General features: G+C 43.4%; 20 protein-coding genes. 13 read left to right on the top strand and 7 right to left on the bottom strand.

What is annotated here, in order from left to right; all coding sequences use genetic code 11:
- Window positions 1–133: 133 nt before the first annotated feature.
- Entirely contained in the window at window positions 134–997 is an 864-nt protein-coding gene (locus HUN01_RS20735; protein ID WP_069072616.1) for a cyanophycinase, read from the bottom strand.
- A 538-nt stretch (window positions 998–1535) separates the two neighbouring features.
- Here HUN01_RS20735 and trmD point away from each other — a divergent pair.
- The 6 genes from trmD (at window position 1536) to argH (ending at window position 7317) form a co-directional block, all read left to right on the top strand.
- Complete coding sequence (trmD, locus tag HUN01_RS20730) at window positions 1536–2297, top strand: tRNA (guanosine(37)-N1)-methyltransferase TrmD (protein ID WP_181927781.1); 762 nt, start codon at window positions 1536–1538, stop codon at window positions 2295–2297.
- A 38-nt stretch (window positions 2298–2335) separates the two neighbouring features.
- Window positions 2336–2821 carry a 2-C-methyl-D-erythritol 2,4-cyclodiphosphate synthase gene (gene ispF, locus HUN01_RS20725; protein WP_181927780.1) on the top strand — a complete coding sequence of 162 codons (486 nt, stop codon included), beginning with the start codon at window positions 2336–2338 and terminating at the stop codon, window positions 2819–2821.
- A gap of 64 nt (window positions 2822–2885) precedes the next feature.
- Window positions 2886–4667: an ABC transporter substrate-binding protein gene (locus HUN01_RS20720; protein ID WP_181927779.1), complete on the top strand. Its 1782-nt coding sequence runs from the start codon at window positions 2886–2888 to the stop codon at window positions 4665–4667.
- Window positions 4668–4747: 80 nt separating this feature from the next.
- Window positions 4748–5536: a nickel pincer cofactor biosynthesis protein LarB gene (gene larB, locus HUN01_RS20715; RefSeq protein ID WP_181927778.1), complete on the top strand. Its 789-nt coding sequence runs from the start codon at window positions 4748–4750 to the stop codon at window positions 5534–5536.
- A 106-nt stretch (window positions 5537–5642) separates the two neighbouring features.
- On the top strand, window positions 5643–5849 hold the full coding sequence (locus tag HUN01_RS20710) for a hypothetical protein (RefSeq protein WP_069072611.1): 207 nt from the start codon (window positions 5643–5645) through the stop codon (window positions 5847–5849).
- An 82-nt stretch (window positions 5850–5931) separates the two neighbouring features.
- Complete coding sequence (argH, locus tag HUN01_RS20705) at window positions 5932–7317, top strand: argininosuccinate lyase (protein WP_181927777.1); 1386 nt, start codon at window positions 5932–5934, stop codon at window positions 7315–7317.
- Between the two features lie 132 nt (window positions 7318–7449).
- Here argH and HUN01_RS20700 read toward each other — a convergent pair whose 3' ends face one another.
- The gene (locus tag HUN01_RS20700) at window positions 7450–7617 is read right to left on the bottom strand and encodes a hypothetical protein (protein WP_012412073.1); all 168 of its coding nucleotides are present in this window, start codon (window positions 7615–7617) and stop codon (window positions 7450–7452) included.
- A 656-nt stretch (window positions 7618–8273) separates the two neighbouring features.
- On the opposite strand from HUN01_RS20700, the gene HUN01_RS20695 reads away from it, so the two are divergent.
- Both HUN01_RS20695 and HUN01_RS20690 read left to right on the top strand, forming a co-directional pair.
- Entirely contained in the window at window positions 8274–8768 is a 495-nt protein-coding gene (locus HUN01_RS20695) for an NUDIX hydrolase (protein WP_181927776.1), read from the top strand.
- Window positions 8769–9020: 252 nt separating this feature from the next.
- The gene (locus HUN01_RS20690) at window positions 9021–9863 is read left to right on the top strand and encodes an alpha/beta fold hydrolase (RefSeq protein WP_181927775.1); all 843 of its coding nucleotides are present in this window, start codon (window positions 9021–9023) and stop codon (window positions 9861–9863) included.
- Between the two features lie 126 nt (window positions 9864–9989).
- Here HUN01_RS20690 and HUN01_RS20685 read toward each other — a convergent pair whose 3' ends face one another.
- A complete protein-coding gene (locus HUN01_RS20685) occupies window positions 9990–10820 on the bottom strand; it encodes a pantothenate kinase (protein WP_181927774.1) in 831 nt (276 codons plus the stop codon).
- Window positions 10821–10930: 110 nt separating this feature from the next.
- Here HUN01_RS20685 and HUN01_RS20680 point away from each other — a divergent pair, with 110 nt between their 5' ends.
- Both HUN01_RS20680 and HUN01_RS20675 read left to right on the top strand, forming a co-directional pair.
- A complete protein-coding gene (locus HUN01_RS20680; protein ID WP_181927773.1) occupies window positions 10931–12655 on the top strand; it encodes a diflavin flavoprotein in 1725 nt (574 codons plus the stop codon).
- Between the two features lie 136 nt (window positions 12656–12791).
- Window positions 12792–14504: a diflavin flavoprotein gene (locus HUN01_RS20675; protein ID WP_181927772.1), complete on the top strand. Its 1713-nt coding sequence runs from the start codon at window positions 12792–12794 to the stop codon at window positions 14502–14504.
- 320 nt (window positions 14505–14824) lie between these two features.
- Here the strand turns inward: HUN01_RS20675 and HUN01_RS35540 are convergent, their stop codons facing one another.
- The 3 genes from HUN01_RS35540 to ribBA form a co-directional block, all read right to left on the bottom strand.
- Window positions 14825–14968: a type II toxin-antitoxin system HicA family toxin gene (locus HUN01_RS35540; RefSeq protein WP_238845514.1), complete on the bottom strand. Its 144-nt coding sequence runs from the start codon at window positions 14966–14968 to the stop codon at window positions 14825–14827.
- A gap of 105 nt (window positions 14969–15073) precedes the next feature.
- On the bottom strand, window positions 15074–15298 hold the full coding sequence (locus HUN01_RS20665; RefSeq protein ID WP_176727107.1) for a type II toxin-antitoxin system HicB family antitoxin: 225 nt from the start codon (window positions 15296–15298) through the stop codon (window positions 15074–15076).
- Window positions 15299–15397: 99 nt separating this feature from the next.
- Window positions 15398–17071, bottom strand: a complete 1674-nt coding sequence (ribBA, locus tag HUN01_RS20660; RefSeq protein ID WP_181927771.1) for a bifunctional 3,4-dihydroxy-2-butanone-4-phosphate synthase/GTP cyclohydrolase II — start codon at window positions 17069–17071, stop codon at window positions 15398–15400.
- A gap of 508 nt (window positions 17072–17579) precedes the next feature.
- On the opposite strand from ribBA, the gene argC reads away from it, so the two are divergent.
- Window positions 17580–18638, top strand: a complete 1059-nt coding sequence (argC, locus tag HUN01_RS20655; protein ID WP_181927770.1) for an N-acetyl-gamma-glutamyl-phosphate reductase — start codon at window positions 17580–17582, stop codon at window positions 18636–18638.
- Between the two features lie 67 nt (window positions 18639–18705).
- On the opposite strand, the gene eno is transcribed toward argC, so the two are convergent.
- Window positions 18706–19995 carry a phosphopyruvate hydratase gene (eno, locus tag HUN01_RS20650; RefSeq protein ID WP_181927769.1) on the bottom strand — a complete coding sequence of 430 codons (1290 nt, stop codon included), beginning with the start codon at window positions 19993–19995 and terminating at the stop codon, window positions 18706–18708.
- A 256-nt stretch (window positions 19996–20251) separates the two neighbouring features.
- Here eno and gloA point away from each other — a divergent pair, with 256 nt between their 5' ends.
- Both gloA and clpB read left to right on the top strand, forming a co-directional pair.
- Complete coding sequence (gloA, locus tag HUN01_RS20645; RefSeq protein ID WP_181927768.1) at window positions 20252–20686, top strand: lactoylglutathione lyase; 435 nt, start codon at window positions 20252–20254, stop codon at window positions 20684–20686.
- Between the two features lie 496 nt (window positions 20687–21182).
- Window positions 21183–23825 (top strand): ATP-dependent chaperone ClpB, encoded by a 2643-nt coding sequence (gene clpB / locus HUN01_RS20640; protein ID WP_181927767.1) that lies wholly within the window; start codon window positions 21183–21185, stop codon window positions 23823–23825.
- Window positions 23826–23960 lie beyond the last annotated feature (135 nt).

The following is a 23960-nucleotide window of genomic DNA, read 5'->3' as shown; positions in this document are numbered from 1 at the left end:
TTTCTTACTGTAATTGACCGCTAAACTGTTCATCACAAACAGTTTTTTCTCTTTACATGGTATTCTTATCATTTTTCTACGGTAAGAAATAAATGTGCGGTCAACTCAGTGTAACCTCAGATACTCTATCCCGTCAGCTGGAGATTCGGTGTACAGCAGGCAATACAGTCCGCTGGTACAAGTGGAAGCGATCGCCGTAGCTGAGGATATGGAGACGTAAATTATGCACGGTTAACGGTTCATTAGCACCGACATGGGGTTCGTTGGTGTGGGTAAGTTCAGTGGGATCAACAATGGTGACACTGCCTTTACCCATAACTTGTAGCCAACCATCGCGTTCAAACACAGCACAAGTATCTTCGTCAATGCCAATACCTAAGCGATCGGGATGAGCTGAGATCGCACTAATCAGTCGCCCCATCCGATTACGGTTGTGAAAGTGTTGGTCAACGATGACTTCAGGAATAAATCCCAAACCCGTTGCCATATCAACTAGGGAACGATTGGGCGACTCTCCACTACCGCCGCCAGCAATCATGTGATGCCCCATTACTGCCGCTCCTGCACTGGTGCCTGCTAACGTAAGTTGCCCCGCCCTCACCCGCTGACGAATAATTTCCATTGCTGGCGTATCTGCCAATACGCCACAAAGACGCAGTTGGTCTCCTCCTGTCAAAAATACCCCACTACAGGCTTCTAAGGATGCTTTGATCTGGGAGGCTTCACACTGTTCCCGTTCGCGGATGTCTAAAATCTCTACCTTCTGAGCACCCATTTCTTCAAAAATGCGAATATACCGACCACCGATGATAGCGGGTTCGCGAGAGGCAGATGGAATAATTGTAATATAAGCCTTACTAGCACCGGCACGTCCAAAAAAAGTTCGTAGGATTTCGCGCCCATGAACTTTATCTTCAGCACCTCCGATAACCAGAACGGCGGTTTTAGTTGCTTGGGGTGTCCTCATTTCTAGCGATTTAGCTTGTAATTGCGGCATTGTGTTTCTCCTGTCAACAACTCTCAGGTGAATTAAACAAGGCTCAGTTGCCTGATGATCTTTGCGCTTTGCTTTTTTGAGAGGACACTTTTTGGAAGTTTGGAACTGGGTCAGCCACTCTCCAAATTCTCGCTTAACGCTCGCGTTGCCTCAGTCTAAACGTGTTCGTTCCCTTTTCTCAAAGCCAGCGCCTTGTTTTTCACCTGTCCACTTGCAGCAGGGCAAAATAGTCTTTATGGGGCTAGATTCCCACTCTAGGGTTGGGGACGAGCAGTTAAGACTACGCTTTTTTCTGAGGCTGGCTCGATGCATCCTGGAAGTTGTTAACTTGATATGATTATTAATTTAAATGTAGTTGTGACAACATTTAAACATAAATTAAGTAATTAGAAAAACTTTTGATCCCATCTAAAATCCAAGAGGTCTGGTAGTTTTAGATACTATTGATAAAGTTTAACTGGAGTTTGCCCCGACCTTGGCTTGCTGATGTTTGCTAGACATTCAAATTTAAGATTAGTGTCCTCGAATACGAATAACTGTGCGCTTTGATATAGTTACGCTTTTTCCTGACTGTTTTAACTCTGTTCTCAATTCTGGGCTGCTAGGTAAAGCTTTAGCCAAACAGATTGCCGAAGTGCATCTGATTAACCCACGAGACTTTACCACTGACAAGCACCGAAAGGTAGATGATGAACCTTATGGTGGCGGCGTTGGGATGCTAATGAAGCCAGAACCTATTTTTACCGCTGTCGAGTCGCTGCCAATTCTACCCCGAAGAGAAGTAATTTTGATGAGTCCACAAGGTCAAACAATCAATCAGCCTCTTTTGAAAGAATTGGTGACAAATTATGACCAGTTAGTAGTTATTTGCGGGCATTACGAAGGAGTGGATGAGAGGGTGCTGCATTTGGTAACTCGTGAAGTATCTTTAGGCGATTTTATTCTCACTGGTGGGGAAATTCCAGCAATGGCTTTGATTAATGGCGTGGTGCGGCTAATACCAGGAACCGTGGCCAAAACGGAGTCCCTCACAGCAGAAAGTTTTGAGGAAGGGTTATTGGACTATCCTCAATATACTCGTCCTGCCAATTTTCGCGGTTTGAAAGTGCCTGATGTTTTGCTCAGTGGGAATCACGCAGCGATCGCAAAGTGGCGTTACGAACAACAAATTCAAAAAACCCGCGATCGCCGCCCCGATCTTTTGGAGAAATTGCAGCAGGGGGAGAAATTGCAGCAGGGGGAGCAGGGGAAGCAGGGGAGCAGGGGAGCAGGGGAGCAGGGGGAGAATAATAATTTCTAGCTCTTGACTAATGACCAATGACAAATGACTAATGACAAATGACTAAAATTCGTATTGGTAACGGCTACGATATCCATCGATTAGTGAGCGATCGCGCTTTGATTTTAGGTGGAATTCAAATTCCCCATGAACTGGGTTTATTGGGGCACAGTGACGCTGATGTGTTAACACACGCGATTATGGATGCCATGCTTGGGGCATTATCTTTGGGCGATATTGGTCATTATTTTCCGCCTAGCGATCCCAAATGGGCGGGAGCAGATAGTTTAGTACTATTAACTCAAGTACATCAACTGATTCGGGATCAAGGCTGGCAGATCGGAAATATTGACTCGGTGGTAGTAGCAGAACGTCCAAAATTAAAACCACATATTCACAATATGCGCGACAAACTAGCGGCGGTTTTAGAATTACAACCAAATCAAATTGGTATCAAAGCTACTACCAACGAAAAATTAGGACCTGTTGGACGTGAAGAAGGTATATGTGCTTATGCTGTCGTCTTGTTAATTGCTTCAGAGTAACTTTTGTTTTAGCCCCTGATTAACGATATTCAAGACTGAATAGGATGGAAATAAATTTGAGATTATGAAATTTTTTAGCACAATATTTCTGGCAATTAAACATTTTTGGTTGCCAATAATTTTGACTTCAGCAACAGCACTTACACTTACCGGCTGCAACCCTACTAACTTCAAAAGTTCAGCCGCTCAAGTGCCGCAATTGGTAAGTGCCATTCTCAGTGATCCTAAAACTTTTAACTACCCTCTCAGCCAGGAATCTCCCAATGTTTTTCCTCTGATTTATGAAGGATTAACTACTGAAAATCCCATAACTGGCAAAATCGAGCCTGCCTTAGCAGAATCTTGGGAAATTGCTGATGATAAATTGCGGTTTGTTTTTAGCCTACGTCAGGGATTGAAATGGTCTGATGGAGAACCCTTAACAGCAGATGATGTAGTATTTACCTTCAACCAAATTTACCTGAACGAAGCTATACCCGCAGATGCTAGAGATGTGTTACGGATTGGTGAAAGTCGAGCATTACCAAAGGTACGAAAAATCGATGCTCAACGGATTGAATTCACAACTCCAGAACCATTTGCACCGTTTTTGGGAACTTTAGGACTGCCAATTTTACCTGCCCATACCCTCGAACCATTTATCAAGACAAAAGACCAAGAGGGTAAGCCCATATTTTTGTCAAAGTGGGGCGTTGATACGCCTCCAGATCAAATTATCGTTAACGGTCCTTACAAGCTAGAACGCTACGACACAAGTCAGCGTGTAGTGTTCAGACGTAACCCCTACTATTGGCGCAAAGGCCCGAAAGGAGAATCTCAACCTTATATTGAACGGGTTATCTGGCAAATTGTAGAATCAACAGATACATCTTTGCTACAATTTCGTTCTGGCGGATTGGATACTGTGGGAGTTTCACCAGATTATTTTTCTTTGCTAAAGGTGCAGGAAGAACAAGGGAATTTCAAAATTTTTAATGGTGGGCCAGCAACTGGTACGACATTTGTTTTATTCAATTTAAATAAAGGTAAAAGGAATGGAAAACCGCTGGTTGATCCAGTTAAATCGCGTTGGTTCAATACTGTAGAATTTCGGCAGGCTGTAGCCTATGCAATTGACCGACAAACAATGATTAACAACACTTTTCGTGGTTTAGGTCAACCACAAAATTCACCCATTTCTGTACAAAGCCCTTATTATCTGTCGCCTAAAGAAGGACTAAAAGTTTATAACTACAATATAGAAAAGGCGAAGGAACTGTTACTAAAAGCAGGATTCAAATATAACAACAACCAACTAATTGATGCTCAAGGAAACCGCGTCCGCTTCTCGTTACTTACCAATGCTGGTAACAAAATCCGCGAAGCAATTGGATCGCAGATTAAACAAGACTTGAGTAAAATTGGTATTCAAGTTGATTTCACTCCTCTAGCATGGAATACTTACACAGATAAGCTGTCAAATTCATTAGACTGGGAAGTTTCTATGTTGGGTCTGACTGGTGGTTTAGAACCAAATGATGGAGCTAATGTCTGGTCGCCTGAAGGTGGATTACACATGTTTAATCAGAAACCTCAAGCTGGACAAAAGCCAATTGAAGGTTGGGAAGTGGCTCCCTGGGAAGCAGAAATCGCTAAGTTATACATTCAAGGAGCAAGGGAATTAGACCCAGCAAAGCGGAAAGAAATTTATGCCGAAACCCAAAGGATTACCCAAGAAAACTTACCGTTTATTTATCTAGTTAACCCCTTATCAATGTCAGCAGTTCGTAATCGCTTTGAAGGTATCCAATACTCTGCATTGGGTGGCGCATTCTGGAACATTCATGAAATCAAAATAACAAATTAGTCATTAGTCATTAGTCATTACTTGCAGAGAAAAAATCAATGACAAAAAACAAATGACAAAGGACAAAGGACAGATGACAAATGACTGATGAAAAAATATTGCGATCGCTCCTCGAAGCGGTTGCCAATGGTAAAGTTACCCCAGATACGGCATTAGACTCACTCAAAAACTTAACTTATGAATCTGTGGGTGAATTTGCCAAAATTGACCACCATCGCCAGCTAAGAACTGGTTTCCCAGAAGTGATTTGGGGCCCTGGCAAAACTCCCGATCAAATTGCTCAAATTATGGAGGTGATGCGCCTTCGCAACCCCGTGGTGATGGCGACTCGCATTGAACCAGCAGTTTATGAGGCACTCCAATCAAAAGTTAGCGATTTGCGATATTACCAATCGGCGCGAATTTGTGCGATCGCTCCCCTTACCATCGAACCACAATTCCAAGGTGAAATTGGTATTCTTTCTGCTGGTACTGCCGATTTACCCGTTGCCGAAGAAGCCGCTGTCACCGCTGAACTTTCTGGTTTTCAGGTACAGCGCCTCTGGGATGTTGGCGTTGCTGGAATTCACCGTTTATTAAGTAACCGTCACCTGATTGAGTCAGCATCGGTGTTGATTGTAGTGGCGGGGATGGAAGGCGCTTTACCTAGCGTTGTCGCTGGTTTAGCGAGTTGTCCAGTAATTGCTGTACCCACCAGCATCGGTTATGGTGCAAGTTTTGGTGGTTTAGCGCCTTTATTGACAATGCTCAACTCTTGTGCGGCGGGAGTAGGCGTAGTAAATATTGATAATGGTTTTGGTGCAGCAGTGTTAGCGGGGCAAATTTTGCGGACTGCCGAGAAATTGCGGTTGGCATCGGCTGTATCTTGAGTTAAGACATTGAAGTTATATTCAATATTTCAGTAAATATCAGTATTTAATGTAAAAAATAAACTGATACTGGAATTTGCCACCCTTAACTTCTTAAGCACTAAATATGAGCCACTACAGCGATTTGACATCTCAGTTACTTTGGCATTTGCCCGTAAATTGGACAGCCCTAGCACAAACAATTACAGATCCAGACTTGATGGGTCAGATTCAAAAGTCTTGGAACCACTTTATACAAACAGGTCAAGTGTGGGCATTGTTGATTGGTTTAGTCATTGGCTATATGATTCGGAATCTAACTAGCTACGGTTAAAGTAATTTTGAATTTTGGATTTTGGATTAATCATCAATCCAAAATCTAAAATCTAAAATTGATGCCCCTTCCCTCATAATTTATGACCGAAAAACAAACTTGGAGCCAGCGGTTTGAATCAGCATTGCATCCAGCGATCGCTCGTTTTAATGCCAGTATAGGTTTTGATATTGAATTAATAGAATATGACCTGACTGGTTCTCAAGCTCATGCCAAAATGCTCGCTCATACGGGCATTATCTCCCCAGAAGAAGGAAAGCAACTGGTTGCCGGTTTAGAACAAATTCGCCAAGAGTACCGCCAAGGTAAATTTCAGCCTGGTGTCGATGCTGAAGATGTACATTTTGCAGTTGAACACCGACTGACAGAAATTGTCGGCGATGTGGGTAAAAAAGTGCATACGGCGCGATCGCGTAATGACCAAGTTGGCACTGATACCAGACTTTACCTGCGCGACCAAATTCAACAAATTAAAAGCGAATTGCGAGAATTTCAAGGTGTTTTACTAGATATAGCCGAAAAGCACGTTGAAACCTTGATCCCAGGCTATACTCACCTACAACGCGCCCAACCCGTGAGTTTAGCTCACCACCTTTTGGCATACTTTCAAATGGCGCAACGTGACTGGGAACGCTTAGGAGATGTTTCTCGCCGTGTGAATATCTCACCTTTGGGGTGCGGTGCTTTAGCGGGAACTACTTTCCCCATCGATCGCCACTACACAGCCAAACTATTGAATTTTGATGATATTTATGCCAACAGCCTCGATGGAGTGAGCGATCGCGATTTTGCGATCGAATTCTTGTGTGCTGCTAGCTTGATTATGGTTCACCTCAGCCGTCTTGCAGAAGAAGTCATTCTTTGGTCATCTGAGGAATTTCGCTTTGTCACCCTCAAAGATAGCTGTGCTACTGGTTCCAGTATCATGCCCCAAAAGAAAAACCCTGATGTCCCAGAATTGGTACGGGGGAAAACAGGACGTGTATTCGGCCATCTGCAAGCAATGTTGGTGATTATGAAGGGGCTACCCCTGGCATATAACAAAGACTTACAAGAAGATAAAGAAGGTCTATTTGATAGCGTTAACACAGTCAAAGCCTCTCTAGAAGCGATGACGATTTTGCTCAGGGAAGGCTTGGAATTTCGTACCCAGCGGTTAGCAGAAGCTGTGGCGGAAGATTTTTCCAATGCTACCGATGTAGCAGATTATCTGGCAGCACGGGGTGTTCCTTTCCGGGAAGCTTATAACCTTGTGGGTAAGGTGGTAAAAACTAGTATTGCCGCAGGTAAACTGCTGAAAGATTTGAAATTGGAAGAATGGCAAAAACTACATCCCGCATTTTCAGAAGATATTTATGAGGCGATATCCCCCCGTCAAGTTGTAGCAGCCCGTAATAGTTACGGTGGTACTGGCTTTGCACAGGTAAGTAAAGCACTCATAGCCGCTCGCGCTCAAATAGATCGATAGAGGGAATGAGGATTAGGGGCAATAGGGAATTGAGAATAGTTTTCTTTGCCAATGCCCAATAATAAATAAAGGCGTACATTTGTACGCCCTAAAAGATAAATAATCTAAATAAAAAGGATTTAAGTAGACAGCTTAGTCAGTGTCAGCTGCTGTTGCTGCGCCTTCTTCTTCTTCACTCTTGGGTGGTCTTTGTTGGAACCTTCTCTGCATTCTTCCTGTCGTAGTTCGTTTACGAAACTTTCTGGCATACGCCTGGTTACGTAGCGCCTTTTCTTTTTTCGGGTTACGGCGCTTGGCCATGTTCACCTCATTAATAAACAACAAAAAAGTATCAACTAGGCATCACGTAGGCAATATCAGCTACCAATGTTATTGATATACCTGTAGCCCAGTGCAGCAATAAATACGCTTTAAACAGTGTACTAGTCTACCGCATTTAACCTAGTTATGTCAATAATAATTCATAATCATCCCCACCAGCTAGACTAAAAATACCTTTTCTTTAGATTTTCATCTGTCAAATAGATTGTAAATTTAGATTGTAAATTAGCTAACTAGTTGTTGTTCTCGAAACAAACCAATCTTATCAAGAAAGAATAAAGGCGTTAGTCGTCAAAATTTATTTCGCAACTTTATTTAATTGTCTCTTCTGACTTCTTATTCTTACTATTTTTTTTAATGTGTACTGAAAAACTATTAGCGGTAGCTAGTTTCAGCAGCACTAATACTAGCTATAAACTGAAAATTTTCCTGAGCTAATGAATATTATGTATATATAAATACAGTGCTTCTATTGAAACTTGATGTTAGAATCAATAATATTCTACGTAAATCGTAAGAATAAAATCTCAAACCACAAACATTTTTTGTATAAAGCAAAACTCAACCAAAACTTTATTAGTTGAGTCTATGTAAGTGGTAGAGAACTATAGAATACAACACAGAAATTTTGAAGATTGAACGTTATTGCTTTTTTTCCGGCAGCTGTCCAGTCCACACGTAGCTTATGGCGTATTGGACAAACAGTATTGGGTATAATATTTCGTCATCCCATTACTGGCACTAGTATCATCCCAATTTTACCCGATGGTCGGATAGTACTGATCCGGCGGCGTGATGATGGTCTTTGGGCATTGCCTGGAGGAATGGTGGATTGGGGAGAAGATATTCCCAACACAGTCCGCCGGGAATTGATCGAGGAAACCGGACTAGAATTGGTGAAAATTAACCGTTTGGTAGGAGTTTACTCTGCACCAGACCGTGATCCCAGAATCCATTCAATTTGTATTGTGGTTGAAGCCGAGGTACATGGGACAATGGAAATTCAGGATACTTTAGAAGTTATGGAAATCCAAGCTTTTTCTCCCAGTTTCCTACCTTCAGGACAGATGTCTCACGACCATACTCGGCAGTTGCAAGACTACTTGAATGGCTTGACAACACTGGCATAACAATATATTTAGTCATTAGTCATTAGTCCTACCCTGTGGGAAACTGCTGGCGTATCTATGTCATTTGCTGCCAAAGTTATGATCTAAGGAAATCTCTCTTCTCTACTAGAGGCTGCCCCAAAGAGAGGCTACGCGAACGGTTCAAACTTCTCTGTTTGTAATTGTCCAAAACTAATTGTTAATAACCAATGACCAATGACAAATGACAAATGACTATTTATTATGATGCTAAAAGTTAACTACTAAATTAAAATGGATACACTATTCCGTAACTCGCGGAGAAAGCTCTCTCAAGGGCTATTATTCTGGCGTGAAGTCGGTGAAAAAACTCCTATAATTTTTTTACATGGTGCTTGGAATGAGAGCAGTCAATGGTTATCTGTGATGGAGTCTCTTGCACAAGATTTTCATTGTTTTGCACCTGATTTGTTAGGGTTTGGTGAATCAGAGAATCCAAATATCCACCATTCGATAGATTTACAAGTAGAGTGTTTAGCGGAGTTTTTGCAAGCTGTAAAGCTAGAAAAGGTGTATTTAGTAGGGCATTCTCTTGGGGGGTGGATTGCTGCTAGCTATGCTTTAAAGTATCCAGAAAAAGTTGACGGTGTGGTACTGCTAGCACCAGAGGGTGTAGAGATACCAGGACAAGAACAGCATTGCCGAAAGATGCGGCGATTATTGAATTATCCACCACTAATAGTTAAATTGTTGCGATCGCTAATTCCCTTGACTAAAATTCTGGGTTGGCATGAAAAAATTGCGCAGGATTTGCAATTACGTCAGGAATTGTCGCGTTACCCGATAGCTTGTCAGTTACTTTTCAAACGACGACAAGTAGAAATTGAGGCGGAATTAGTGCAAAAGCAGCTTTATATGATAGATGCCCCAGTTTTTATCTTACAAGGTGGCCAAGATACACCAGATGCTTTAGCCAAGAGCCGGGTTTATGCTCAACTGATGCCAAAAGTCGAGTTGAAAATGATTGCCCATGCCGGAAATGACTTACCAGAATCTTGTGCTGGGGTTGCGGCGATCGAGATTCGGGAGTTTATTGAAGGTATTTTAAAAAGCCATAATTTGAACGAATTAAATTAGCTCATTCAGAGTTTGCTGCCAATCCACTACACGTATTCCTTCGCTCTAAAACCGTGATATGTGTTTCAAGTTTTTGTCACAACTATGACCAAATTAAAACTATTCTATCGCCCAAAAATTCACGGATTAACCACCATTTATTACTATTTCCCGCATTCCCCAAAATATTAAATTTGATTCCATAATCAAACGTGCTGCAATCTCAGGATACAAAGCTTGCAGATAGTTTAGGAATAAAGTGCGATCGCCACCTTTAATTGCAATTTTCCCATCAGGACATAAATGCCACCACGCCTCAATAAAATCTTTGATTCCAGCTATTAATGTGTAAATTACTCCACTTTGAATTGCTTCTGTAGTATTCAGCCCAAAACGTGGTACTAGAGAGGCAATATTGTGCATTTCTACTAATGGTAATTGTCCTGTCTTTTGACCGAGAGTCGCAAACTGTAAACCTAATCCCGGCAGAATTGCGCCTCCAAGCAGACATTGGTTAGCATCCGCAGCTGTAAAAGTTAGCGCTGTACCAGCATCTATCACCAACATTGGAAAACCCCAAGCTTTCCCCGCACCCCACAAAGCTAAAGCGCGGTCAATTCCTAGTGTGGGATACACACCTGTTAGTGGTATTTGGTCTAAGGTAATAACGCAAGTATTTGGATAAGTTTGCCAAATAGCAGTTTGGCTAGGAACTACGGAGGCTAGTAGGAGAGGGCACAGAGGTAGAGTTTTTGTTAGAGATTCAGCTTGCTGGCTGGGCAGAAAAATTTTCTCTAGTAAATCATCTAGGGTTTGATATTCAGCTAGGTGTTGTATGACAGACTCAGGAAGATAGTCAGTATCCCAAGCGGAATAGAGTGTTTCGCCTAGAAACAATGCCCAATGCAGTCGGGAATTACCAATTTCCAACGCTAACCAAATTTTCTCTCTGTTTTCTCGCTGCCTCTGCGGTTTCACACTTTTAAATTTTTTAAGTCAACCATCAATTATTTAATAAAAATTAACATTCAAGGCGTGTCACAATAAAAGAAGAGGAAGAAATACTCATTGTGTTAAGGAGGGGAGTTATGGTAGCGCTCACCGAAAAAACTGAAAAACGGCTCACCATACAGACTGTGGACATTGCTCAAGAGACGACGGCTATTCGCTCTTTGGACTGGGATCGCGATCGCTTCGATATTGAGTTTGGCCTGCAAAACGGTACTACTTATAACTCGTTTCTTATTCGCGGGGAGCAGACTGCCTTAGTTGACACCTCCCACGAAAAGTTTCGTCAACTATATTTTGATACGCTTACCAGACTAATCAACCCAACAGATATTGATTATTTAATTATCAGCCACACTGAGCCAGACCACAGCGGTTTAGTTAAAGATTTACTGCAAATGGCTCCAGAAATTACCGTTGTCGGTTCTAAGGTGGCGATTCAGTTTCTAGAGGATTTGGTACATCAGCCATTCAAACGGCGGATTGTGAAAAATGGCGATCGCTTAGATTTGGGCAATGGTCATGAATTTGAATTCGTAATTGCCCCAAATTTACATTGGCCGGATACAATTTTCAGCTTCGATCACAAAACCAAAGTTCTCTACACCTGCGATGCTTTTGGTTTGCACTATTGCTCAGATAGCACCTTTGATGAAGACTTAGCGGCGATCGAAGAAGACTTTCATTACTACTACGATTGCTTGATGGGGCCAAATGCACGTTCAGTTCTCTCTGCCCTGAAGCGAATGGCGGAACTGAAAACCATCGATATGGTTGCTACAGGACATGGGCCATTACTATCTCACAATGTTGAGGAACTAATTGGACGTTATCGCACCTGGAGCCAAACCCAAGCCAAGCCAGAAACGGTAATTGGAATATTTTACGTTTCCGAATACGGATATAGCGATCGCCTGGCGCAAGCAATTGCCAACGGTATCGGTAAAACCGGTGTTGCCGTGGAAATTGTCGATTTGGGATCTGAAGTCGATTTACAAGAACTGCGCGAACTAGTTAGCCGTTGTGCTGGATTAATCGTTGGTCTACCTCCGGCTTCTGGCGCTGCGAACATTCAATCTGCACTCAGCACAGTTTTAGGATCAGCTAAAGAAAAGCAAGCCATCGGTGTTTTTGAAGCAGGTGGTGGCGATGATGAGCCAATAGATCCTTTGCTGAGTAAATTCCGCAATTTGGGTTTGACAACTGTTTTTCCAGCGATTCGGATTAAACAAACGCCTACGGAAAATACTTACAAGCTGTGTGAAGAAGCAGGTACAGACTTAGCTCAATGGGTAACACGCGATCGCAGTATCAAAGCCATGAAATCCCTTAGTGCTGACTTAGATAAAGCACTAGGTAGAATCAGCGGCGGACTATATATTATTACTGCTAAAAAAGGCGATGTTTCCAGTGCGATGCTAGCCTCTTGGGTGAGTCAAGCTAGCTTTAAACCTTTGGGATTTTCCATTGCAGTAGCCAAAGATCGGGCAATTGAATCACTCATGCAAGTAGGCGATCGCTTTGTTCTCAACGTTTTAGAAGAAGGCAATTTCCAACCACTCATGAAACACTTTTTAAAACGGTTCGCCCCTGGTGCAGATCGCTTTGAAGGTGTGAGAACTCAGTCAGCCGAAAATGGTGCGCCTATTCTCAACGATGCCCTCGCCTACATGGAGTGTGAAGTCATCAGTAGAATGGATTGTGGCGACCACTGGGCAGTATACAGCACAGTCTACGCCGGACGGGTTTCTAAGCCAGAAGCTTTGACTGCTGTACATCACCGTAAAGTCGGTAATCATTATTAGGGACTGGAGACTTGGGACTGGGGACTGGGAAAAAGTTTCTAAATACCTAATCCTCATTGACCCTTATCTCCTTTAGGTACGCCGAGTTCCCCAGTACCCAATCCCTAATCTTCAATCCCCAATCCCCAAGAAAGCTATGTCAAAAAATAAACCCCGTGACGTTCAAGTTTATCCAATAGCTACAGATACAAGAATACTGCGATCGCGCAGTTGGTCAAGGCTCAGATTTGAAATTGAATATGCTCTTGCTAAGGGTACAACTGCTAATTCTTATTTAATCGAAAGCGATAAAAACGCAATTATCGATCCTCCAGGGGAAACGTTTACGCAAATTTATTTAGAAGCGTTACAGCAACGTTTCCATCTCGAAGACCTAGATTATGTAATTTTGGGACACGTAAATCCTAACCGCGCCGCAACTTTAAAAGCTTTGTTAGAAATTGCCCCACAAATAACCTTTGTGTGTTCTAATCCAGGGGCGATAAATTTACGTGCAGCGCTAGAAAATCCAGATTTGCAAATTCTTGTGATGCGGGGCGAAGAAACCCTAAATTTGGGTAATGGACATAATTTACAATTTATTCCCACCCCCAATCCCCGCTATGCAGATCAACTCTGCACCTACGATCCGCAAACAGAAATTCTGTATACAGATAAGTTATTTGGGGCGCACGTTTGCGGAGATCAGGTATTTGATGAAGGCTGGGAAGTATATAACGAAGATCGGCGCTATTATTTTGATTGCCTTATGGCTCCCCACGCCCGTCAAGTTGAAACGGCACTTGATAAACTTGTCGATTTTCCAGTGCGAATGTACGCCAATGGACACGGGCCTTTGGTGCGCTATGGCTTAATCGAACTGACTAAAGCTTATCGAGAATGGAGTCAACAGCAAACATCTGCTGACTTGACAGTGGCATTAATTTATGCATCAGCTTATGGGAATACAGCAACCTTAGCCCAAGCGATCGCTCGTGGCATTACAAAAGCTGGCGTCGCTGTAGAATCGATTAACTGCGAATTTACTGAACCAGAAGAAATCCGGGCGGCTGTGGAAAAAGCTGGTGGTTTCATTATGGGTTCTCCTACCCTTGGCGGTCATGCACCAACACCGGTGCAAACAGCTTTAGGAATTGTCCTATCCACCGCGACTAATAATAAACTTGCTGGTGTTTTTGGTTCTTTTGGCTGGAGTGGGGAAGCAGTTGATTTAATTGAGGGTAAATTGAAAGATGCTGGTTATCGGTTTGGTTTTGACACCATCCGCGTGAAATTCAAACCCAACGATGCCACCTTACAATTATGTGAAGAAGCCGGAACCGACTTTGCCCAAGCACTCAAAAAAGCTAGAAAAGTGCGATCGCCAAGCCAACCTGCAACAACTGTAGAACAAGCAGTTGGGCGGATTGTAGGCTCTCTTTGCATTCTCACAGCCAAAGAAGGCGATCGCTCCAGTGCCATGTTAGCTTCTTGGGTATCTCAAGCCAGCTTTAATCCACCTGGTTTAACCATCGCCGTCGCCAAAGACCGGGCAGTAGAAACATTGACGCATACAGGAAATAAATTTGTCCTCAATATTCTTAAAGAAGGGAATCATTTGGGATTGATGAAGCACTTCCTCAAACCTTTTGGCCCAGGACAAGACCGATTTGCTGATGTAGCCGCCCAAGAAACTGAAAGCGGTTCTCCCATACTTACAGATGCCCTAGCATATGTCGAATGTTCTGTACAAAATCGGATGGAATCTGGCGACCACTGGCTGGTTTATGCAACTGTCGAGAGTGGCAAATTGCTAGATAATGATGGTGTTACAGCCGTGCATCATCGCAAGTCGGCAACTCATTATTAATTGGGAATGGGGAATGGGGAATGGGGCATTGGGCATGGGGCATGGGGCATTGGTTATTAATTCTTCTCCCTCACTCTCTAATCCCCACTCTTCTTTAAAGAACTCAACTCTGGCGTTTTTATCTCGACACTTCGAGTTCCGAACTCGGTGTTTCGTGTTCTGAGGTAAAAAGTAGAAGCTTGGAGAGCGATCGCGTATCATCTTGTTTTTACGAATCGTCTAATAATTAGCTTATCTGGAGAGACGCGATCGCCTAGTTCAAGAATTTATTTGTGACTGTATCTTTTAAAGTGTTGTGAGTGAAAACAGAATACAGGCTTTCAGATTTGCTCATAAGCAGACAAAAAATCCTCTCTTGAGATACCTGCTTGAGTACAGATGGATCTCAGCGTTGAACCTTTAATTTGAGAATGGTTAGGCATAGTCAGTGGAGTTTTCGTTCCATCTTCGTTTTCTCGCTCCATAACAATATGTTCCCGCTCTCTAATAACATTAAATCCCAGAAATTCTAATGTATTCTAATGTCTTAATTACTTTAGTTTTAGGTGCATCTACTGGAAATTTAACCATTAAATAGGAACCTCAGCTTCTGCCACAAAAGCTTCTAGGACTGTTGATTCCTCTTCTAAAACCTCTTGACCAAATGTCTCTATATGGCAGTGGATAGCAGATTTAACATCAGCTAGTGCTTCCTCATAGCTGTCACCTTCGCCAACTACAACCCCCTTGATACCCAAGGGATAGGCTATGTAACCGTCGTTATGTTTTTCAACAATAATTTTGATTGCTCTCATTGTCATATAAAAGAATGGCTAAAAAGTTCGGGGGGAATGTAGGACTTACACACAATAAACCCTCCAACCCCCTTAAAAAGTTGACTCTTCGGAAGGCGGCTATTTGCTAAAGCTGTAAATTTGCTGCGTCTCCAAGCGATCGCTAATCGATGAAGGCAGCGTACCATCCGCGAATGTCTGCCGATCTAGTTGGACTTGTAAATTACTCAAAGGATCACAACCCGAAGAAATCAGAAATTCTAGTTTCTGGATGTATGGCACTGTTGCTAGGTTGTCCAGAATTTGGAAGATAGCTTGTATATAAGGATGACCATTCTGGCGATACCAATCACAGCTAGCAACTTTTGCCTGATCAAAACCCAAGTGTACTGTTAGAGATGGCTCGTCAAATATAGCGATCGCTAACGGACGCGCTTCTTCTTGTAACAATAGATCATTACTTCTCGCTAAATGTCGCAGTTTCTCTAAGCGTTCATAACGTTCTGTGACAGCTTCCGGGTCATCTTGCCAGTGAATTGCTACTGTCACCAGATAAGTCTGTAACAGCATGTGACCTAGCTTTTTCGCCTTTGTCGCCAGGTAATAAGAATTGTAGTCATTTGCCTCAATCAATAACGGCAAGCGGTCAACTACTTCCAACCCATAGCCCTTGACTCCGGCAATTTTGCGGGGATTATTGGTAATCAGGCGAATCTTTTTGATGCCCAAGTCCATGAGCATTTGTGCCCCCATACCGTAGTCTCGCAAGTCGGCGGGAAATCCTAAGCGCTCATTTGCCTCGACTGTATCCAGCCCCATATCCTGCAACGAGTAGGCTTTCAACTTATTAATCAAGCCGATTCCCCGTCCTTCTTGGCGCAGGTATACAACTACACCTTGACCAGCAGTCTCAATCATTTTCAATGCAGCTTGTAACTGCATTCGACAGTCACAACGTAAAGAACCCAAAGCATCACCAGTTAAGCATTCTGAGTGCATCCGCACCATTATAGGCTCGTCTTTGAAGTTCGCTGGATCACCCTTGACAATTGCAACATGTTCTGTATTGTCTAAGGTGTGGCGGTAGGCGTAAATTTCAAACTGACCGAATTGGCTAGGCAGCTTAGTAACAACTTCCCGATATACTAGGCGATCGTGCTGTAGGCGATAACTGATTAAATCCGCAATACTAATAATTTTTAAATTGTGACGTTTCGCATATTCAACTAACTGCTGCAACCGCGCCATTGAACCATCAGGGTTTTGAATTTCACAAATTACCCCTGCTGGGTACAGCCCTGCTAGTCGAGACAAGTCCACAGCTGCTTCCGTATGTCCTGCGCGTTTGAGTACGCCTCCAGCCTTAGCCCGAATGGGAAAAATATGTCCAGGACGACGTAAATCAGTAGGTTTTGTGGCTGGGTTGAGAGTAACCTGGATAGTGCGGGCGCGGTCTTCTGCTGAGATGCCTGTGGTGACACCCAATTCTGGCCCAGCATCAATACTGACAGTGAAGGCAGTTTGGTTGGTATCTGTAATATTACTTACCATTAAGGGTAAGTCTAACTCGTCTAGGCGATCGCCTGTCATTGCCAAACAAATCAGTCCTCTCGCTTCCACCGCCATGAAATTAATCGTGTCGGGTGTGGCAAATTGAGCAGCACAAATCAAGTCGCCTTCATTTTCTCTATTTTCATCATCTACCACTACAATCACACGACCAGCTTTTAGGTCTGCTAAGGCGGCATCAATCGAATCAAATTTAAAAGCTTGTGTAGTATTAGGCTGTGACACAGAAAGATTTCCAGCTACCAACGTAAATTTTTTTAACAATTTCTTCTTCTAGATTGTAGCTCCTTTATAAGGCAGAGAAGTAGACTAGCAATGATTTGATAATGATTTGATATTAAAAACGGAGTTGAAGAAGGCAGGAGGCAGAGGGCAGAAGGTTCAATTTAGAAGGGGATTCAACACCGTACTTAAATTGGGGCCACCAAATTTTTTCAATTTGGTGGGGGCCTTAAACCGCAAGTTCGATGATTGTCACGGGCTTCAGTGCTGAAAACAGTATTCCAACTGAGCCTCCTGCCTTCTGCCCTCTGCCTTTCTTGATAAAGTGCGGCGACAGTCAAGAATGAGGGGGATGAGGAAGAATAATAATCGTTTGTTTGCTCCTCCATCTCCCTCATCTTCCAAAACAAAGTGGAGGGGTTTGGGGCGTTTTGTACGCTGTGCGTCTAGTCGCTGATATTGTTGATAGCTGAGAACGAATTAACTATTCATGGGATAAGGATTTCAGATCATGGGCAAATTTAGACGCGTACCCGTTGGGATTGTTGGCGCGTCGGGCTATGGCGGAGTACAGTTAGTACGACTACTGATGGATCATCCAGAAGTCGAACTGGTTTATTTAGGAGGTGAGAGCAGTATCGGGAAATCTTTTGGGGATCTTTACCCACATCTGGCTCATGCAACTAACCTGCTAATAGAGGCGGTAGAACCAGAAATAATTGCTCACCGCTGTGAAGTAGTTTTCCTGTCTTTACCAAATGGTCTGGCTTGCCAAATCGCGCCCAAACTATTAGAAAAAGGATGTAAAGTATTAGATTTGAGTGCAGACTATCGATTTAGTGATTTGACAACTTATACAAATTGGTATGGTATTGAGAGAAGCGATCGCACAATTGCAGCTACAGCAGTTTATGGATTACCAGAACTTTATCGCGATCGCATTACCGAAGCTCAACTTATTGGCTGTCCTGGTTCCTATCCCACTGCCAGTCTCCTTGCACTTTCGCCACTCTTAAAGCAAGGCTTAATCAGACCAGAAACAGCTATTATCGATGCCAAGTCTGGCACATCTAGTAGTGGACGGCAAGCTCAAACCAACTTATTACTAGCTGAAGCAGACAACTCCATAGCAGCTTTCAATGTCGGTCGTCACCGTCATACCCCAGAAATTGAGCAAATTTGTAGTGACTTAGCTGGTCACGAACTCATGATCCAATTTACACCGCACCTTATCCCAATGGTACGCGGTATTTTGGCAACGGTATATGCCACAATGAGCGATCCCGGTCTAGTGCGAGATGACTTAATCACAATTTTCTCAGCCTTCTACCGCAACTCTCCTTGGGTGAAAGTCTGCGGTAGTGGCGTTTATCCCCAAACCAAGTGGGCTAACGGCAGCAATCTTTGTTACATCGGTGTAGAAGTTGACCCGCGCACAGGTCGCGTGATTGTCATGTCAGCAATTGACAATCTAATTAAAGGACAGGCGGGACAAGCGATTCAGTGTCTAAACTTGATGATGGATTGGGATGAAACCTTGGGGTTGCCGAAGTTGGGGTTTTATCCTTGATTAGGGGAAAGGGGACAGGGTACAGGGGACAGAAAATACCTGTAACCTGTAACCTATTCCCTATTCCCTACTTAGGCCCTAACCCCACAGCGCCAGCATAAACGGCGCGATCGCCTAGTTCATCTTCAATTCGCAGCAAGCGATTATATTTTGCTACGCGTTCACTGCGACAAAGGGAACCTGTTTTGATTTGACCGGCACGGGTTGCTACAGCTAAATCAGCGATCGTTGTGTCTTCAGTTTCACCAGAACGATGGCTAATTACAGAACGAATACTGTTGCGAGTTGCCATATCAATCGTTTCCAAGGTTTCGGTAAGAGAACCAATTTGATTGAGTTTAATCAAAATGGCATTAGCGGCTTTTTCTTGGATGCCTCTTTGCAAACGAGTAGCGTTAGTCACAAATAAATCATCCCCTACCAATTGCACCCGCGAACCTAACTTCTGGGTCAGCAATTGCCAACTTTGCCAATCTTCTTCATGTAAACCATCCTCAATTGACACAATTGGGTATTGGTCAACCAGTTGTCCTAAATAATCAATAAACTCAGCCGGGGCGTGAGGTTTACCATCGTAAACATACTGACCATTTTTGTAAAACTCGCTAGCAGCCACATCCAAAGCTAAAGCTACTTCTTCCCCTGGTTTATAACCAGCTTTCTTAATGGCAGCAACTAGCAATTCCAAAGCCACTTGATTAGATTCTAGGTTCGGGGCAAAACCGCCTTCATCGCCTACACCAGTGAGCAAACCTTTTTCATCTAATACTTGACTGAGGGTAGCAAATACCTCTGCACCCCAGCGCAATGCCTCCCGAAAAGAAGTTGCGCCAATTGGGACAATCATAAACTCTTGAAAGTCCACGTTATTTGATGCGTGTGCGCCACCGTTAATCACGTTCATCAACGGCACTGGGAGCAAATTCGCTAAAGGGCCACCCAAATAGCGATATAGAGGAATATCTAAAGATTCAGCACCAGCTTTGGCTGCTGCTAAGGAAACCCCTAAAATCGCATTCGCGCCCAAATTGGATTTGTTAGGAGAACCATCTATGGCGATCATCGTGCGGTCTAGGAGTTCTTGGTTGAGGGCATCCAAGCCTAGTAATTTTGGTGCAAGTGCTTCTTTGACGTTTTGTACTGCCTTGAGTACGCCTTTGCCCCCATAACGGCTTTTATCGCCATCACGCAGTTCGTGGGCCTCAAAAGTGCCAGTTGAGGCACCACTGGGAACCTGCGCCAGTCCGACAACACCGTTGGCTAAATGCACTTCGGCTTCAATTGTTGGTCTACCGCGTGAATCAAGAATTTCACGGGCTGCGATCGCCTCAATGGCAGTATCTAGAAATTTACTCATCTGTACTTTATCCTTTATTCGAGTGTGTTACGCATCCAGTCCAGTTGCCTAACCCAATCGCTAGCTTATGCTGTTAAGAGACTTTATTGGCTGAGATTAAAGAAGATTTCCATTGTATGGATAGGGAGCAACACCAAAAACGGGTAAAGGAATGTTTATTTGGTTCTTTCCCTGATGGCATTTCTACCTGAAGACTTCAGCTAGGTAAAATGTTGGCAGAGAATAACACTAAATCAATTACAGAGAAAAGGTCAATATGCGATTACTACATACAATGCTGCGGGTGGGCAACCTGGAAGAGTCGTTGAAATTCTACTGTGAACTTTTGGGTATGAAATTACTACGTCGAAAAGATTATCCAGGGGGAGAATTTACCCTGGCTTTTGTGGGCTACGGCGATGAAAGTCACAACGCAGTGATCGAACTAACCTACAACTGGGGCGTGGAAAAATACGAATTGGGTAATGCTTATGGTCATATCGCCCTTGGCGTTGATGATATTTACGCTACGTGTGAAGAAATCCGCAATCAGGGCGGTAAAGTCGTGCGCGAACCAGGGCCGATGAAACATGGTTCAACAGTAATTGCTTTTGTGGAAGATCCAGATGGGTATAAAATTGAACTGATTCAATTAGGATCTCAAGGATCGGCAGCCAAACAGGAATCACAAGAGCAACTTGTGAGTCAGTGATTCTTATAAGGGATTTCCAAAAAAATAAATTATCGTTAGGGTGGAATTTCACTTACTTAAGCTGAATTTAGATCCCCGACTTCTTCAAGAAGTCGGGGATCTGAGCAGCAAGTTTTGCTTAAGAGTGAGACGTGCGATACTTTTCGCTTTTTGCCTCCGTTTTTTAGGCGGGTTAGGGGATATCCTCTGCGTAAATCCTATTAGTGTATCCGTATTCCTAAGAGCGTAGGCGTAGCCGTCATAGGCATCGCTCCAATAACACCATCTGGCAAAGTCCGTTCAGAACAGTGTTTTCGTTTTAAATTAGGAAATAGGTAATGAATTAAGCTATCACCAATTACCAATCCCAAATTGCCACCGGAGATACACGCGGATATCCGCTGACAATGTTTGGATAATTAGGGACTGAGGACTGGGGACTTAATTTTCTTACCAATCCTTAATACCCAATTCCACTCCATAAACAACTAAAAATCAAAATTCCAAAATTCTAAAGATGCAACCTACAGATCCGAATAAATTTACTGATAAAGCCTGGGAAGCAATTGTTAAATCTCAGGATATAGTCCGTGCTTATCAACAACAGCAACTAGATGTTGAACATTTAATTATTGCCCTGTTAGAAGAACCCACTAGTCTAGCTATACGTATCCTGGCTCGATCTGAGGTAGATCCAATGCGCTTGCAGCAACAGCTAGAAGCCTTTACCCAACGCCAGCCCAAAGTTGGTAAAAGCGATCAGCTTTACCTTAGCCGCAATTTAGATATTTTACTAGACCGAGCCGAGGAAGCTAGAGCTAGGATGAAAGACTCCTACATTTCCGTGGAACACATACTTTTGGCCTTTGCTGAAGACGATCGCCTTGGACGAAAGATTCTCAAAGGCTTTAGTGCGGATGCAGCCAAACTAGAAGCTACTATCAAAGCCATTCGCGGTAGCCAAAAGGTGACAGATCAAAGCCCAGAATCCCGCTATGAAGCCTTACAAAAATTTGGTAGAGACTTAACAGAACAGGCAAAAGCTGGAAAACTCGACCCGGTAATTGGACGGGATGACGAAATTCGGCGGGTAATTCAAGTATTGTCTCGTCGTAGCAAAAATAACCCAGTTTTGATTGGTGAACCTGGGGTAGGTAAAACTGCGATCGCAGAAGCTTTAGCACAGCGGATGGTAAATGGTGACGTTCCCGAATCTCTGAAAAACCGCCAACTCATCTCTTTAGATATGGGCAGTTTGATTGCTGGGGCAAAATACCGGGGTGAATTTGAAGACCGTCTGAAATCTGTTCTCCGGGAAGTTACGGAATCTAATGGTCAAATCGTCCTGTTTATTGACGAACTGCATACGGTAGTTGGTGCAGGTTCCAACCAACAAGGAGCAATGGATGCGGGAAATCTGCTCAAACCAATGCTGGCGAGGGGAGAACTGCGTTGTATTGGCGCTACTACCCTAGATGAGTTTCGCAAACACATTGAGAAAGACGCTGCCCTAGAACGCCGCTTTCAGCAAGTATTTGTGGATCAGCCAACTGTGGAAAATACTATTTCCATTCTTCGGGGATTGAAAGAACGCTATGAAGTGCATCACAACGTCAAAATTTCTGATTCGGCTTTGGTAGCAGCAGCAACTCTGTCAGCACGTTATATTAGCGATCGCTTTTTGCCAGATAAAGCCATTGATTTGGTGGATGAAGCAGCAGCACAGTTGAAGATGGAGATTACCTCCAAACCAGCGGAATTGGAAACCATTGATCGCCGCCTCATGCAGTTAGAAATGGAAAAGCTATCATTAGCTGGCGAGGAAAAGGGGACTCCCCAAACGAGAGAACGTTTGGAGCGAATTGAGCAAGAAATTGCCGATTTAACTGAAAAACAGCAAATATTTAATGAGCAATGGCAAGGTGAAAAGCAGCTATTGGAGGCTATAAGCGCCTTAAAGAAAGAAGAAGATGCGCTGCGAGTGCAAATTGAACAGGCGGAACGTGCTTATGACCTAAATAAAGCTGCCCAACTGAAGTATGGCAAATTAGAAGGAGTACAGCACGATCGCGAAGCCAAAGAAGCAAACCTTTTAGAAATTCAAAACCAAGGTTCCACTTTACTTCGAGAACAAGTCACCGAAGCCGATATTGCCGAAATCGTTGCCAAGTGGACAGGAATCCCTGTTAATCGCCTGTTGGAATCGGAACGGCAAAAATTATTGCAACTAGAAAGTCATTTACATGAACGAGTCATTGGGCAAGAAGAGGCTGTAGAAGCAGTCGCAGCGGCAATTCGTCGCGCCCGTGCGGGGATGAAAGATCCTTCTCGTCCCATTGGTTCATTTTTGTTCATGGGCCCCACAGGTGTGGGCAAAACCGAACTCGCTCGTGCTTTAGCTCAGTTTCTCTTTGATTCTGATGATGCATTGGTGCGCTTAGATATGTCTGAATATATGGAAAAACACTCAGTTTCTCGGTTAGTGGGAGCGCCTCCAGGATATGTAGGATATGAAGAAGGCGGTCAACTTTCCGAGGCGATTCGCCGCCGCCCCTATTCGGTGGTGCTGCTGGATGAAGTAGAAAAAGCGCACCCCGATGTGTTCAATATTTTATTACAGGTGTTAGACGATGGGAGAATTACTGACTCTCAAGGAAGGACAGTAGATTTTCGTAACAGCGTTATTGTGATGACCAGTAATATTGGCAGCGAACATATTTTGGATGTATCTGGTGATGATTCCAAATATGAAACAATGCGAGTTAGGGTAATGGAAGCTTTGCGATCGCATTTCCGCCCCGAATTTCTCAACCGCGTTGATGATATTATTCTCTTCCATACCCTCAGCCGCATGGAAATGCGGCATATCATCCGCATACAACTTAAGCGGGTAGAAAATCTCCTCCGCGAGCAAAAAATCTTCTTTGAGATATCCCAATCAGCCTGCGATCACCTTGTCGAATCAGGTTATGACCCAGTTTACGGTGCCCGCCCACTCAAACGAGCAATTCAGCGAGAAGTAGAAAACCCCCTCGCCACCAAGTTATTGGAGAATACTTTTATCTCTGGAGATACGATTATCATTGATAAAAATGAAAACGGTCTGTCTTTTAGCAAAAAAATACTGGTGAAAGTGTCAGTACCACAAATTGCTACATAGCACCAGATGAATTCGATTGAAACCCACATCCGTGGGTTTTGCCTGTGGGGACGCGGTTTATAAACCAATACAATTACAGAATGAGCAACAAAACCCTCATGTAGAGACGCGATTTATCGCGTCTTCTTAGACTAA

It is taken from the genome of Nostoc edaphicum CCNP1411 (genome assembly GCF_014023275.1).
Classification (GTDB): domain Bacteria; phylum Cyanobacteriota; class Cyanobacteriia; order Cyanobacteriales; family Nostocaceae; genus Nostoc; species Nostoc edaphicum_A.
Note: the sequence above shows the minus strand (reverse complement) of the source record. Positions and strands in the feature narration are given on the sequence as shown.